The sequence below is a fragment of the Thioclava sp. UBA3469 genome (assembly GCF_002378135.1).
Classification (GTDB): domain Bacteria; phylum Pseudomonadota; class Alphaproteobacteria; order Rhodobacterales; family Rhodobacteraceae; genus Thioclava; species Thioclava sediminum.
In genome coordinates, this window is sequence record NZ_DFRG01000119.1 from 1 (window position 1) to 14,729 (window position 14,729).

The window sequence follows — 14,729 nt, forward strand, 5'->3', positions numbered from 1 at the left end:
GACCGGATGCTCGACATGGGCTTCATCCCGGATATCGAGCGCATATTCCAGCTGACGCCGTTTACGCGCCAGACGCTGTTCTTCTCGGCCACGATGGCCCCGGAAATCGAGCGGATCACCAACACCTTCCTGCATGCGCCGACGCGGGTCGAAGTTGCGCGTCAGGCGACAACGGGTGCGAACATTACCCAGAAGCTGATCCAGATCGAACCGGCGCGCCGCGACCAGACGGCCAAGGCCAAGCGCGAATTGCTGCGCGCGGTGATCTCGGCCGAGGGCGAGGCCTGCACCAATGCGATCGTCTTCTGTAACCGCAAGGTCGATGTCGATATCGTCGCCAAGAGCCTGCAGAAATACGGCTTCGACGCCGCCCCGATCCATGGCGACCTCGACCAGAGCCAGCGCACGCGCACGCTCGAGAATTTCCGCGATGGCAAGCTCAAGCTGCTGATCGCCTCCGACGTGGCGGCGCGCGGTCTCGACGTGCCCTCGGTGAGCCACGTCTTCAACTACGACCTGCCGATGCATGCCGAGGATTACGTCCACCGGATCGGCCGCACGGGTCGCGCGGGTCGCAAGGGCACGGCGATCTCGATCGCGGTCCCGTCGGACGAGAAATTCCTCGGTCAGATCGAAAGCCTCGTCGAGCAGGAAATCCCGCGCGCCGAGCCGCCCGAAGATTTCGAACTGTCCGAAGGTGCGAAGCAACCGGCGCGCAAGCGCGAAGACGCCAAGGGCGGTCGTTCGCGCGGCGGGCGCAGCCGGGATCGTGGCGGGCGTGGGTCGAAACGCGACCAGCGCAGCGAAGAGACGCAGCAGCCGCAAAGCGCCGCGCCGCAGGAGCAGCAGGAGCAAGAGCAGGTGCCCAAGAAAGCCGAGGCTCAGCCCGAAGAGGCCCGCAGCGAAGCAGCCCCCGAGGCCGCGAGCGCTCCGAAGCCGCAATCGCGCAGCCAGTCTTCCGACGAGGGCGGCAATGCCCGCCGGTCGCGCGGTGGCCGCAATCGCCGCGAGCGCGACAACGAAGTCGTGGGCATGGGCGATCACGTCCCGGACTTCCTCACCGTCTCCTTCCGCCCCGGCGCGGTTGAGGAGACCGCCGAGGACAAAGCGGACAGCTGAGGCTTTCGTATTGGAAAAAATATCCCCGCCGGAGGCTTCCTCCGGCGGGGTTTTTCTTTGTCTTTAGGGATCGCGCGCGCCCCTGCCCGCTTGCGCCTAGGGCGATCCGCGCCCTTTCGGGCGCGGAGCCGCGCTCACTCGGTCAGGCGGCTGGTGACGACGATCACTTCGGGCTTCTTGCCGATCTCTTCCATCGAGACCTGACGCGCGATGCGACGCAGGCCCTCGTCGATCTTGTCGTCATTTTTGAGGACCTTGATCGAAGCGCGTTCGAGATATTGCGTCATCTCGTCTTCGATCGTCTCCGCCAGCGGCGCGCCCGAGCGGCCCAGTTTCGGCAGACCGTTCAGCTCGACCCAGGGCTCACCTAGGGGCTGGTCTTCCTCGTCGAGGATCAGGGTCACAAGGCACAGCCCGTTCAGCGCCATACGCATCCGGTCCCGCACCACGCCATCCATCGCGCCGATCTGCACCGAACCGTCGAGGTAAGTGCGGCCCGCTTCGATATATTCGACGACTTTCGGCGTCTTGCCGGTCAGGTCGATCATCGTGCCGTTCGTCGCGACTTCTGACGCGATGCCCTTATCCGAGGCCAGCTTCGCGTGCTCGCGCAGGTGACGGTGCTCGCCATGCATCGGGATCAGCATCTTCGGCGCGAGCAGTTCATGGACGGCTTCCAGATCGGGGCGGTTCGCGTGGCCCGAGACGTGATAGAGCCCGCCGTGATCGTCCACCACGTCGACGCCCATCTCAGAGAACGCGTTCATGATGCGGATCACGCCGCGCTCGTTGCCCGGAATGGTCTTCGAGGAGAACAGGAATGTGTCGCCCTCTTTCAGCTCGAGACCCAGATATTTGCCACGGCTCAGCTGGGCCGAGGCCGCGCGGCGCTCGCCCTGAGAGCCGGTCACGATCAGCATCAGGTTCTGGCGCGGCACATCGCTCGCCTCTTCCGCCGAGATCGTGCCGGGCATGCCCTTGAGCACCCCGGTTTCTTCCGCGACCGAGACCATACGCTTCATCGCACGGCCCAGCAGGCAGACCGAGCGGCCCGCAGCCTTGCCCGCCTCGGCGAGCGTCTTCAGGCGCGCGACGTTCGAGGCGAAGGTGGTCGCGACGACCATGCCGGTCTGGGCGCGGATCAGTTCCGAGATCGGCTCGGCCAGCGTGGCCTCCGACCGGCCCGGCAGCGGCGAGAAGACATTCGTGGAATCGCTCACCAGAACCTTCACACCGTCGCCCTCTTTGGCGATGGCATGCCACATCTCGGGCTCGAAGGGCTCGCCCACGATCGGGTTGCCGTCGAGCTTGAAATCACCCGTATGGACAACGCGCCCGGCGGGCGTGTCGATGATGAGGCCGGAGCTTTCGGGGATCGAGTGCGAGATCGGCACGAATTGCACCTTGAACGGACCGGCTTCGATCACCTTCGGGCGCGGCTCGACGATCTGGATCGTCTCGGGCGGGATCCCCGCCTCTTCCAGCTTCAGCTGACCGATGCGGCCGGTGAAGGCCCGCGCATAGACCGGCTTGCGCAGCTTGTTCCAGACATGGGGCAGCGCGCCGATATGGTCTTCATGGGCGTGGGTGATAAAGATCGCGTCGATCCGGTCGGCATTCGCTTCCAGCCATTCGAGATCGGCGAAGATCAGATCGACGCCGGGCGTGCCGTCCATATCCGGGAAAGTCACGCCCAGATCGACAACGATCAGCCGCTCTTTCCCCTCTGGGCCGTAGCCGTACACATAGGCGTTCATGCCAATTTCGCCGGCACCGCCGAGGGGGAGGTAGATCAGTCTGTCACTCACGCGGGAAGATCCTTGTTATAGTCGTTGAGGAGGCGAAGGCCGTGCATGGTAAGGTCGTAATCTACACTGTCAAAGAGGTCAAAGCCCTGCGAGAACAGTTCGGCCAGACCGCCGGTCGCGATGACTTTCATCGGGCGGTCGCGTTCGAGCCGGATTTGGCGCACGACGCCTTCGACGAGGCCGATATAGCCCCAGAAAACGCCCGATTGGATACAGGCGACGGTATTCGTGCCGATGGCCTTTTCGGGCATCGTCACGTCGACATGAGGTAGGGCGGCGGCGGACGCGTGCAACGCCTCGAGCGAGAGGTTGACGCCGGGTGCGATCACGCCGCCGATATAGGCGCCGTCGGAGGCCACCACGTCGAAGGTGGTCGCGGTGCCGAAATCGACGACGACGATATCGCCGCCATGCCGGTCATAACCCGCAACCGTGTTCACGAGGCGATCCGGCCCGACCGTCGTGCCCGGATCGACGCGCGGCTCGACCGGGAGACGGCATTCGGGCTTGCCAACCACGAGCGGCCGGCAGTTGAAATACCGGTTCGACAGGACCCGCAGATTGAACACGACCCGCGGCACGGTCGAGGAGATGATCACCTCGGTAATTTCGCCCGCGATCTCCTGCACGCGCATCATGCCCGACAGCCAGAGAAAATATTCGTCCGCCGTGCGCTGGTGATTGGTCTCCATCCGCCATGTGGCGACGAAATCCGTCCCGTCCCAGACCGAAAAGACCGTATTGGTGTTACCGCAGTCGATGCAGAGAAGCATGGCTCCCCCTTTCCGCTCAGAAAAAGATATCCGCTGCCGAGATGGCGCGACGGCCCTCGGGCGTGGTCAGGATAAGCGCCCCGGTCTCGTCGATGGTCTCGAAGGTGCCACGATAGGTCTCGTTGCCGACCCGGGCGGTGATCTCTTCGCCCAGACGCGCGGCGCGGGCGAGCCACGCATTGCGGATCGCGTCGAAGCCGTAATCGCGGAACTGTCGGTCATAGTGATCGAAGGCCTGCGCCAGCATCGGCAGGAAGTCGACCGGAGCGATCCGCATCCCGGTCTCGCCAATCAGGCTGACCGGGGCCATCGCCTCGGGCTCGACCTCGCTGCGGTCGGGCGCCTGCGCGAGGTTCACCCCGATGCCGATCGCGATCTGATCGCCGCCGCGCAGGCTCTCCAGCAGGATACCCGCGATCTTGCCACCGCTCAGCAGCACGTCATTGGGCCATTTGATCGAGAGCCGCGCATGCGGGCCTCCGACATGGGCGAGCGCCGCCTCGAGCGCCAAGGCCGCGACGAAGGAATAGAGCGCCGCCTGCCCCAGCCCGCCCTCGGGCCGCATCACCAGCGTCGCCGAGAAATTGCCCGTGGGCGCGCGCCAGGCACGGCCGCGCCGACCGCGGGCCGCGGTCTGCTCATGCGCAAAGATCCACGCTGAACCGGAGAGGCCCGGCGCTAGCCGGGCCGCTTCATCCATGGTGCTATCGACCGAGGGCAGGACATGTCGCGCCACACCCTCGGGCCAGTCATCGCGCTCAGTTGACAAGAGCCGCCGCCGCAGCCTGGGCTGCGCCCTCGATGCCGAAGAGGTTGAAGATACCGAGCAGCATCGCCAGCGCGGAGACCATCAGAAGCCCCCATTGGATCGCGGGCATCCGGTTGTCCAGCGGGTCCGTCTCTTTGCCGAAATACATGTAGAACACGATCCGTAGGTAGTAGAAGGCCGCCACGACCGAGGCGATCACGCCCAGCAGCACGAGCCAGATATAGCCCGCATGCAGCGCCGCCTGCAGCACCGCGAACTTGGCGAAGAAGCCCAGGAACGGCGGCACGCCCGCGAGCGAGAACAGCAGTACCAGCATCGCCAGCGCCTTGGTCGGATCCTGACGGGCATATTGGTTCAGCGACTTGATATCGGTCACCGGCTGGCCGTCACGCTCCATCGAGAGCATGAAGGCGAAGACGCCGACATTCATCGTCACGTAGATCGCCATATAGGTCAGCATCGCCTGCACGCCCTCGGCGGTGCCCGCCGAGAGGCCCAGCAGCACGAAGCCCATATGGGTGATCGAGGAATAGGCCATCAGGCGTTTGATGTTCGTCTGACCGATCGCCGCGACCGAGCCCCAGACCATCGACAGGCCCGCAAGCAGCGCGAGGATCTGGCCCCACTCCGCCGGCACCTGACCGAAGGCGTCGAAGACGAGCCGTGCGATCAGCGCCATCGCGGCGACTTTCGGCGCGGTGGCGAAGAAGGCGGTGACCGGCGTGGGCGAACCTTCATAGACGTCGGGCGTCCACATGTGGAACGGCACCGCCGAGACCTTGAAGGCGAGACCGGCGATCAGGAAGACCATGCCGAACAGAAGGCCGATCGGCAGGTGACCTTCTTGAACCACCCCGATGATACCCGCGAATTGCGTGGTGCCCGCGAAGCCGTAGGTCAGCGAGGCGCCGTAGAGCAGGATGCCCGAGGACAGCGCGCCGAGCACGAAGTACTTCAGACCCGCTTCCGAGCTCTTCTCGCTCTCGCGGCGCAGCGCGGCCACGATGTAGAGCGCGAGCGATTGCAGCTCGAGCCCCATGTAGAGCGACATCAGGTTGCCCGCCGAGACCATCATCATCATGCCGATGACGGCCAGCGTCGCAAGGATCGGGTATTCGAAGCGCAGCAGCCCGCGGCGCTGCATGTAATCGGTGCCCATTGCGAGAACCAGCGCAGCCGAGACGAGGATCATCACCTTGGTGAAGCGCGAGAACGCGTCGTCGATGAAGAGGCCACCGAAGGCCTCATGCGAGCCAACCTCGGCCAGACCGATCCAGGCCGCGATCACCAGCATGACGCCGGAGGTGATCCACAGCAGGGTCGGCGCAAGCTTGTCCTTGCCGAACCACACACCCGCGAGCAGCGCCACCATCGCGTAAACGGCGAGCAAAAACTCCGGAAGGACGATCGAGAAATCCGCAGAAGTCATCCCTCAGCTCCTCAGTGTTCGACCAGGTCGGACAGAAGGTTGTCCGGCAAGGCATCGTGATAGTTCTGGACGAGTTGCGTCACCGACGGCCCGATGATGTTGGTCACCAGATCGGGATAGACGCCGAGCAGCAACGTCATCGCGACCAGCGGCGCGAAGATCCATTTTTCGCGCGTGCTCAGGTCGGTGATCGAGCGCAGGCTCTCTTTGATCAGATCGCCGAAGACGACCCGGCGATAGAGCCAGAGCGCATAGGCCGCCGACAGGATCACGCTCGTCGTGGCGAAGAGCGCAACCCAGGTATTCACCTGGAAGACGCCCACGAGGATCAGGAACTCGCCGACGAAATTGGCGGTGCCGGGAAGGCCGACATTGGCCATCGTGAAGAACATGAAGATCGTCGCATAGGCGGGCATGCGCTTCACGAGGCCGCCATAGGCCGAGATCTCACGCGTATGCATCCGGTCGTAGACCACACCCACCGCGAGGAACAGCGCCGCCGAGGTGAAACCGTGCGCGACAACCATGAAGATACCGCCCTCGATGCCCTGCTGCGTGCCCGAGAAAATCCCGAGCAGCACGACGGCCATGTGCGCGACCGAGCTATAGGCGATGACGCGCTTGATATCGGTCTGCACCAGCGCCACCAGCGACGTCCAGATGATCGCGATCACCGCGAGCCACATCGCCCAGGGGCCGACCACGAGGTTGCCCACCGGGAACATCGGCAGCGAGAAGCGCAGAAAACCGTAATCGGCGAGCTTCAGCAGCACCGCGGCCAGCACGACCGAACCGGCCGTCGGCGCCTGCACGTGCGCGGCAGGCAGCCAGGTGTGCACCGGCCAGAGCGGCATCTTGATCGCGAAGGAGATGAAGAAGCCGAGCCAGAGCAGCGTTTGCACCCCGCCGGGGATCGTTATCCCGAGTATGTGCACCGGTGTGTATGGGAACTCGTAGACGAGCAGCCCCGGCATGTCCGTCGTTCCGGTGTGGAAGTAGATGTAGATGATCGACACCAGCATGAAGACCGAGCCGAAGAAGGTGTAGAGGAAGAACTTGAACGCGGCGTAGACGCGCTGCTTGCCCCCCCAGATACCGATGATCAGGAACATCGGGATCAGGCCCGCTTCGAAGAACAGGTAGAACAGCACCAGATCGAGCGTGACGAAGGTGCCCACCATCAGCGTCTCGAGGACGAGGAAGGCGATCATGTATTCCTTCACGCGGTCGGTGACATTCCAGCTACCGACGATCACCAGCGGCATCATGAAGGTGGTCAGCATCACGAAGAGGATCGACAGGCCGTCGACACCTACGCGGTACTGGAACCCCATGATCCAGGAGTATTTCTCCATGAACTGGAAGCCGGTGTTGGACGGGTCGAACCCGGCCAGCAGGAACAGCGAGATCAGGAAGGTGACCGACGTCGCGGTCAGCGCCACCCATTTCGCGTTCCGGTCCGCCTCGGGCGAGCCGCCGCGCAGAACCAGCGCGAGGATCAGCGCCGCCACGGCGGGCGTGAAGATGACGATGGAAAGCAGGTGTTGCATCAGTTCGCCCCCCCGTTGAGGACGACCCAGAGCATGAGACCGACAATCCCGATCACCATGGCGAAGGCGTAGTGGAACAGATAGCCCGATTGCATCCTGTTAAGGAACCTCGTGAATGTCGGGACGATGCCGACGGCCATGCCGTCGATAACTCGGTCAATCGAGCCCTCGTCCCCTTTCTTCCAGAATTGATAGCCGAACCAGAGCGCCGGGCGCACGAAGATGCGCTCGTACAGCTCGTCGAAATACCACTTGTTGAGCAGGAAGCGGTAAAGGCCCGGCTGCGCCTCGGCGAACCGCTTCGGCAGGCTGGTGTCCTTGATGTAGAACAGCCATGCCACGAGAAGCCCTGCAAGCATCGCCACGAAGGGCGAAACCTTGACCCAGGCCGGCGCGTGGTGCGCCTTGTCGATGACCTCGTTTTCCTGACCCATGTAGATCGCGCCCTGAGGTGCGACGCCCGGATACTTGATCACCGCCGTCGAGACGCCGACATCCGGCGAGGTCTTGGCCTCGTCCATCAGCTCGGCCTCGGCCTGATCTTCGGACATGGTCGCATCCGGCACCGGCGGCGTTGCGCCATGGGCGCCCTCACCGGTCTGCGCAGCCTCGCCAGTCGTCGCGTGACCCGCATCCGCCGTCTGCTCGGCATGGGCGGGAAGCCCGAAGAACTTCACCAGCTTCGCGTGATCGCCGAAGAAGACGTTGTACCAGATCATCCCGGCGAAGATCGCGCCGAAGGACAGGACCACCAGCGGCACCGTCATGACCCACGGGCTTTCCTTCGCGTGATCATGCGCATGATGATCGCCGCGCGGCTTGCCAAAGAAGGTCATGAAGATCAGGCGCCACGAGTAGAAGGACGTGAAGGCCGCCGCGATGACCAGAAGCCAGAAGGCATAGCCCGCGCCGGAGCCGCCCCAGACGCTCTCGATGATCGCGTCTTTCGAGAGGAAGCCCGCGAAGCCGATCGGCGTGAAGGGAATACCGACCCCGGTGATCGCCAGCGTGCCGAAGATCATCGCCCAGAAGGTCAGCGGCACCTTTTTGCGAAGGCCGCCATAGTTCCGCATGTCCTGCTCGTGGTGCATCGCGGTGATGACCGAGCCCGCCGAAAGGAACAGCAGCGCCTTGAAGAACGCGTGGGTCAGCAGGTGGAACATCGCCACCGAATAGACGCCGACACCGGCCGCCGCGAACATGTAGCCCAGCTGCGAACAGGTCGAATAGGCGATGACGCGCTTGATGTCGTTCTGCACCAGACCCACGGTCGCGGCGAAGAAGGCGGTCGAGGCGCCGATCACGACGATGAAGGTCTGCGCATGCGGTGCGTATTCATAGACCGGCGACATGCGGCAGACGAGGAAGACGCCCGCGGTCACCATGGTCGCGGCGTGGATCAGCGCCGACACAGGCGTCGGGCCTTCCATCGCGTCCGGCAACCATGTGTGCAGGAAGAGCTGCGCCGATTTGCCCATTGCACCCACGAAGAGCAGGAAGGCGCAGAGCTCGACCGCGTTCCAGGACCCCCAGAGGAAGTCGAGATTGGTCTCCGACAAGGCCGGGGCCGCCGAGAAGACGTCGTCCAGCTGCAGCGAGCCGGTCATGTAGAACAGGCCGAACATCCCCAGCAGGAAGCCGAAATCGCCGACACGGTTGACGATGAAGGCCTTCATCGCGGCCGCGTTGGCCGAGGGTTTCTTGTAGTAGAAGCCGATCAGCAGGTAGGAGGCGACACCGACGCCTTCCCAGCCGAAGAACATCTGCAGCAGGTTGTCCGAGGTCACCAGCATCAACATGGTGAAGGTGAAGAAGGACAGGTAGGCGAAGAAGCGCGCCTTGTAGTTCTCGCCCTTCCCTTCGTCGAAATTCTCGTCATGGGCCATGTAGCCCCACGAGTAGAGATGCACGAGCGAGGAGACCGTCGTCACCACGATCAGCATGATCGCGGTCAGTCGGTCCATCCGGATCGCCCACGAGACGTCCAGCTCACCCGAGGTGATCCAGTTCAGGACGTGAATATGCTGCGTCTGATCGCCCAGCGTGAGAAACACGATCCAGCTGAGCAGAGCGGCGAGGAACAGAAGGCCCGTGGTCAGGACCATCGCGCCCTTTTCGCCGATCACCCGCCAGCCGAAGCCACCAAGGATCGCACCGACCAGCGGCGCAAAGAGAATGATCGTTTCCATCGTCCCTTATCCCTTCATCACGTTGACGTCTTCGACCTCGATCGAACCGCGGTTGCGGAAGAAGACCACGAGGATCGCAAGGCCGATCGCGGCCTCGGCTGCCGCAACGGTCAGCACGAAGAGGGTGAAGATCTGTCCGACGAGGTCATCCAGATAGGCCGCGAAGGCCACCAGGTTGATATTCACCGCCAACAGCATGAGTTCGATCGACATCATGATGACGATCACGTTCTTGCGGTTCACGAAGATCCCGAAAATGCCGATCACGAACAGCGCGGCAGCCACGCCAAGGTAATGTTCCAATCCGATCATGCGTTCACCCTCGTTTCCGAACTCGCGTTTTTCGCTTGCTTTTGTTCGCTCACAGCCCCTGCCCCGGTTTGACGTCCACCATTTCCATCGTCTTGGACGGATCGCGATGCATCTGCGCGATGACGTTCTGGCGCTTGACGTTGGTGCGATGGCGCAGCGTCAGAAGGATCGCCCCGATCATCGCGACCAGCAGGATCAGGCCCGCCGTCTGGAAGAGGTAGAGGTATTTGTCATAAACGAGCAGGCCGATCGCCTGCGCGTTGGTCATGCCCTCGGGCACCGGATCGGCACGCAGGCTTTCCGCCATGCCGGAGGTCTGCCATGCGCCGAAGGCGATACCCAGCTGCACCAGCATCACCACCCCGATCAGGAGGCCCAGCGGCATGTAGCGCGCCAGCTCGCCCTTGAGCGCGGCGAAGTCGACATCGAGCATCATCACCACGAAGAGGAAGAGCACCGCGACCGCGCCGACATAGACGATGATCAAGAGCATCGCGACGAATTCCGAGCCCAGCAGCACGAAAAGCCCCGCCGCCGACAGGAAGGTGAGGATCAGCCAGAGCACCGAATGGACCGGGTTCTTGGAAATCACCACCATGAAGCCCGCGACCACCGCCGTAATGGCGAAAAGGTAGAAGGCGAAAGCAAACACCGTCATTCGTTCTCTCCCGAATTCTCGTCGAAGACCGATTGCGCGATCTCGAGCGCGCGGGTCATGGCGGGCACCCCGCCGAACATGCTCATCTGAAAGATCACCTCGGCGATCTCGCGTTGCGTGGCCCCGGCCTCGAGCGCGTGGCGGATCGTCAGGCGCAGCTGCGAATCCGCTTGCGCGCCCAGCACCGTGAGCGCGGCAATCGTCACCAGAAGCCGCGTCCGGCTGTCGAGCCCTTCGCGGTTGAAGGTCTTGCCGAACCACATCTCCATCATGTCCTTCGACATGGTGGGGAAGAGTTTCTCCATCGCAGCCGGATTGAAACTTTCCAGCGCCGGATTGAACAGCCGCGCCATCTCGGCCGACTGCTCCATCATGTTGCTAAAGAGTTTCGAAAAATCGTCGGTCATCTGTAAGGCGCATCCAGTTCGAGGTTGCGGGCAATCTCGGCTTCCCAGCGAGCCCCGTTCTCAAGGAGCTTCTGCTTGTCGTAGAACAGCTCCTCGCGGGTCTCGGTCGAGAATTCGAAATTCGGACCTTCGACGATCGCATCCACCGGGCAGGCTTCCTGACAGAAGCCGCAATAGATGCATTTCGTCATGTCGATGTCGTAGCGCGTCGTTCGGCGCGAGCCGTCGGCGCGGGGTTCCGCGTCGATCGTGATCGCCTGCGCCGGGCAGATCGCCTCGCACAGTTTGCATGCGATGCAGCGTTCTTCCCCGTTGGGGTAGCGACGCAGGGCGTGCTCGCCACGGAAGCGCGGCGACAGCGGGCCCTTCTCGTGCGGGTAGTTCAGCGTGGGTTTCGGCGCGAAGAAATAGCGCATCCCCAGACCGAAGCCTTTGATGAAGTCCACCAGCAGGAAATACTTGGCAGCGCGGTTATAGTCGAAAGCCATCTATCAGCTCCCCATCGCCCAGCGGGCCCAGAAGTGCCCGAAGATTTCGAATTTCGCGAGGAAGGAGATGATCACCACCCACGCCAGCGACAGCGGCAGGAAGACTTTCCAGCCAATCCGCATGAGCTGGTCGTAGCGGTAGCGCGGCACGATCGCCTTCACCATCGCGAACATGAAGAAGAAGAACACCATCTTGGCGAACATCCACAGCACCCCGTCGGGCAGGCCCGGGATCGGGGACAGCCAGCCGCCGAAGAACAGGATCGACATCAGCGCGCACATCAGCCAGATCGCGATATATTCGCCGGCCATGAACAGCAGATACGGGGTCGAGCTGTATTCCACCATGAAGCCCGCGACGAGTTCGGATTCCGCTTCGGGAAGGTCGAAGGGCGGGCGGTTGGTCTCGGCCAGCGCCGAGATGAAGAACAGCGCCACCATCGGCAGATGGGGCAGCCAGTACCAGCCCAGCAGGCCCCAGCCGGTATCCTGCGCGCGCACGATGGTCGACAGGTTCATCGAGCCGGTCGAGATGATCACCCCGATGATGATCAGGCCGATCGAGACCTCGTAAGAGATCATCTGCGCGGCCGAGCGGAGCGAGCCGAGGAACGGGTATTTCGAGTTCGACGCCCAGCCGCCCATGATCACGCCGTACACTTCGAGCGAGGAGGCCGCGAAGACGAACAGAAGGGCCACGTTGATATCGGCAAGCACCCAACCGTCGGCGAAGGGGATCACCGCGAAGGTCAGCATCGCCAGCACGAAGCTCAGGATCGGGGCGAGGAAATAGACGAACTTGTCGGCGCCCGCCGGCACGACGATTTCCTTGACCACATATTTCAGCGCATCCGCGAAGGTCTGCATCAGACCCCAGGGCCCGACGACGTTCGGCCCGCGACGCATCTGCACGGCAGCCCAGATCTTACGGTCGCCATAGACCAGCCAGATCATCGAAAGCATCACGAAGGCGATAACCGCCAAGCTCTGCAGCACGATCAGCAGGAAGATCCCGAAAGGTGTCGCGAAGAATTCAGCCATGATGTCCCACTCTCTTCATACGGTCGGAATGCCGCGATCCTTGCAATCGGCGACGGTCACTTCCGCGTCGATCGTCTTGAGTCCCTGCGGCAAGGCGGGCGAGATGGTGTAGACCGCATCTGCCCGCCAGATGCCACCCTCTTCAGTCACATTCGTGCGCACATGGCGCGCAAATCCATAGCCGCGCACCAGCGCGTATTGCGCGGCTGCGCATTGGGCATAATCGGTCGCCGCTTTCTCGCCAGCGCCCTCGCCCGAGACACGCGCGCGGATCTCCACCAGATCGCTATCGAGGAGCCGTGTCTCGGTGCCCCGATAGTCCGGTTTGACCGCGCTATCCCCCTGCGCCCCGCCGGTCGGCGTGCACGCCGCCAGACCGGCCAGAAGGCCGGGGGCGAGCGGTGCGATATTGGGCAGGGTCTGCATCATCCGTCTCAACCTCACTCGGCGGCGACCGGCGCTTCGGCCCGCGCTTTCGCGAGGCTCGCGCATTCGCCCATCACGACGGAGGCCCGTGCGATCGGGTTGGTCAGGTAGAATTCGTGGATCGGCAGACGGAAGGTCGCCTTGCCCATGTCGCGCGGCTCGATCGCCTGCACTTCGTTCTCCACGACCTCATCGACCTGCGCGAGATGCGGCACCTCTGCCACCATCGCGCGGCGCAGACCGGCGAGCGTGTCCCAGGGCTGCTTGGCGTCGAGCTCGGCCGAGAGCGCGCGCAGGATTGCCCAGTTCTCCTTCGCCTCGCCCGGCGGGAAGGCCGCGCGGAAAGCAAGCTGCGGACGCCCTTCGGTGTTCACGAAGAGGCCGTTTTCTTCCGTATAGGCCGCGCCCGGCAGGATCACGTCGGCGCGGTTCGCGCCGCGGTCGCCGTGGCTGCCCTGATAGATCACGAAGGGACCACCCTCGGCGCGCGGGGTGATCTCCACCTCGTCGGCGCCCATGTTGTAGATCACTTCGGCGCCGTCGATGGCCGCGAGCAGACCGCCCTCGGTCACAGCGCCCACATCCATTGCGCCCACGCGGGCCGCAGCGGTGTGCAGCACCATGAACTTGGCGTTGGAGTTCTCGGCCAGCTGCATCGCATGGGCCAGAACCGCCTCGCCATCGGCTTCGTTCAGAGCGCCCTGCCCGATGATGACGACGGTGTTCTTCGCCTTCGTCTCGTCCGAGATCGTCTTGCCCGACAGTTCGGCCAGCGCCGCGCGGTCGGTGCCGACATGGACGTAATCATAGGTCAGATCGCAGGCTTCGCCGACGAGACCGACAGTCGCGCCCTTGGCCCAGGCCTTGCGGATGCGGGCGTTCAGAACGGGCGCTTCCACCGCCGGGTTCGCGCCGATGATCTGCACCATCTCGGCGTTATCCAGATCGGCGATCGTCGCATTGCCGACATAGCCGTAGCGGTTGCCGATCGGCAGACGCGCGCCATCGGTGCGGCATTCGACCGTGCCGCCCAGACCTTCGATCAGTTGCTTGAGCGAGAAGGCCGCTTCGGTCGAGACCAGATCGCCCACCAGACCGGCGACTTTCTTGCCCTTCATCGCTTCGGCGGCGGCGCTCAGCGCCTCGCCCCAGCTTGCAGGCTTCAGCTTACCGTCGACACGGACGTAGGGCTTGTCGAGACGCTGGCGGCGCAGGCCGTCCCAAACGAAGCGGGTCTTGTCGGAGATCCACTCCTCGTTCACGTCGTCATTGTTCCGCGGCAGGATGCGCATCACTTCGCGGCCCTTGGTATCGACGCGGATGTTCGAGCCCACGGCGTCCATCACGTCCACGGTCTCGGTCTTCGTCAGCTCCCACGGACGCGCGGTAAACGCGTAGGGCTTGGAGACCAGCGCGCCCACCGGGCACAGGTCGATGATGTTGCCCTGCATGTTGGAATCGAGCGTCATGTTCAGGTAGTTCGCGATCTCCGCATCCTCACCCCGGCCGGTCTGGCCCATCTGGGTAATGCCAGCGACTTCGGTGGTGAAGCGCACGCAGCGGGTGCAGGAGATGCAGCGCGTCATATGGGTCTCGACCAGCGGGCCGAGGTTCAGTTCGGTCGCGGCACGCTTGGGCTCGCGGTAGCGGCTGAAGTCCACCCCGTAAGCCATTGCCTGGTCTTGCAAATCGCATTCGCCGCCCTGGTCGCAGATCGGGCAGTCGAGCGGGTGGTTGATGAGCAGGAACTCCATCACCCC

General features: G+C 63.5%; 14 protein-coding genes. 1 reads left to right on the forward strand and 13 read right to left on the reverse strand.

What is annotated here, in order from left to right:
• Positions 1-1,119: DEAD/DEAH box helicase (locus B3D39_RS09765; RefSeq protein ID WP_286789637.1), on the forward strand; the 1,119-nt coding region annotated here is incomplete at its 5' end.
• A gap of 134 nt (positions 1,120-1,253) precedes the next feature.
• On the opposite strand, the gene B3D39_RS09770 is transcribed toward B3D39_RS09765, so the two are convergent.
• From B3D39_RS09770 to nuoG, 13 genes are all read right to left on the reverse strand, one after another.
• A complete protein-coding gene (locus tag B3D39_RS09770; RefSeq protein WP_078599291.1) occupies positions 1,254-2,876 on the reverse strand; it encodes a ribonuclease J in 1,623 nt (540 codons plus the stop codon).
• A 47-nt stretch (positions 2,877-2,923) separates the two neighbouring features.
• The gene (locus B3D39_RS09775) at positions 2,924-3,700 is read right to left on the reverse strand and encodes a type III pantothenate kinase (protein ID WP_078599292.1); all 777 of its coding nucleotides are present in this window, start codon (positions 3,698-3,700) and stop codon (positions 2,924-2,926) included.
• 16 nt (positions 3,701-3,716) lie between these two features.
• Positions 3,717-4,469 (reverse strand): biotin--[acetyl-CoA-carboxylase] ligase, encoded by a 753-nt coding sequence (locus B3D39_RS09780; RefSeq protein WP_274962655.1) that lies wholly within the window; start codon positions 4,467-4,469, stop codon positions 3,717-3,719.
• A complete protein-coding gene (nuoN, locus tag B3D39_RS09785; RefSeq protein WP_083075093.1) occupies positions 4,459-5,898 on the reverse strand; it encodes an NADH-quinone oxidoreductase subunit NuoN in 1,440 nt (479 codons plus the stop codon). Before nuoN ends, B3D39_RS09780 begins: the two co-directional genes overlap by 11 nt.
• Before the next feature lie 11 nt (positions 5,899-5,909).
• On the reverse strand, positions 5,910-7,448 hold the full coding sequence (locus tag B3D39_RS09790; protein WP_078519417.1) for an NADH-quinone oxidoreductase subunit M: 1,539 nt from the start codon (positions 7,446-7,448) through the stop codon (positions 5,910-5,912).
• Positions 7,448-9,637 carry an NADH-quinone oxidoreductase subunit L gene (gene nuoL / locus B3D39_RS09795; protein ID WP_274962654.1) on the reverse strand — a complete coding sequence of 730 codons (2,190 nt, stop codon included), beginning with the start codon at positions 9,635-9,637 and terminating at the stop codon, positions 7,448-7,450. Before nuoL ends, B3D39_RS09790 begins: the two co-directional genes overlap by 1 nt.
• A gap of 6 nt (positions 9,638-9,643) precedes the next feature.
• On the reverse strand, positions 9,644-9,949 hold the full coding sequence (nuoK, locus tag B3D39_RS09800; protein WP_075774485.1) for an NADH-quinone oxidoreductase subunit NuoK: 306 nt from the start codon (positions 9,947-9,949) through the stop codon (positions 9,644-9,646).
• 49 nt (positions 9,950-9,998) lie between these two features.
• Positions 9,999-10,607, reverse strand: a complete 609-nt coding sequence (locus B3D39_RS09805) for an NADH-quinone oxidoreductase subunit J (RefSeq protein ID WP_078519419.1) — start codon at positions 10,605-10,607, stop codon at positions 9,999-10,001.
• Positions 10,604-11,014 (reverse strand): carboxymuconolactone decarboxylase family protein, encoded by a 411-nt coding sequence (locus B3D39_RS09810; RefSeq protein WP_078519420.1) that lies wholly within the window; start codon positions 11,012-11,014, stop codon positions 10,604-10,606. Before B3D39_RS09810 ends, B3D39_RS09805 begins: the two co-directional genes overlap by 4 nt.
• Complete coding sequence (gene nuoI, locus B3D39_RS09815) at positions 11,011-11,502, reverse strand: NADH-quinone oxidoreductase subunit NuoI (RefSeq protein ID WP_075774482.1); 492 nt, start codon at positions 11,500-11,502, stop codon at positions 11,011-11,013. The genes B3D39_RS09810 and nuoI overlap by 4 nt, the downstream gene beginning before the upstream one ends.
• A 3-nt stretch (positions 11,503-11,505) precedes the next feature.
• Positions 11,506-12,543: an NADH-quinone oxidoreductase subunit NuoH gene (nuoH, locus tag B3D39_RS09820; RefSeq protein WP_078599295.1), complete on the reverse strand. Its 1,038-nt coding sequence runs from the start codon at positions 12,541-12,543 to the stop codon at positions 11,506-11,508.
• 15 nt (positions 12,544-12,558) lie between these two features.
• The gene (locus B3D39_RS09825; RefSeq protein WP_172976187.1) at positions 12,559-12,969 is read right to left on the reverse strand and encodes a hypothetical protein; all 411 of its coding nucleotides are present in this window, start codon (positions 12,967-12,969) and stop codon (positions 12,559-12,561) included.
• 14 nt (positions 12,970-12,983) lie between these two features.
• Positions 12,984-14,729, reverse strand: a 1,746-nt coding sequence (gene nuoG, locus B3D39_RS09830) for an NADH-quinone oxidoreductase subunit NuoG (protein WP_286789638.1), incomplete at its 5' end; no start/stop codon positions are given.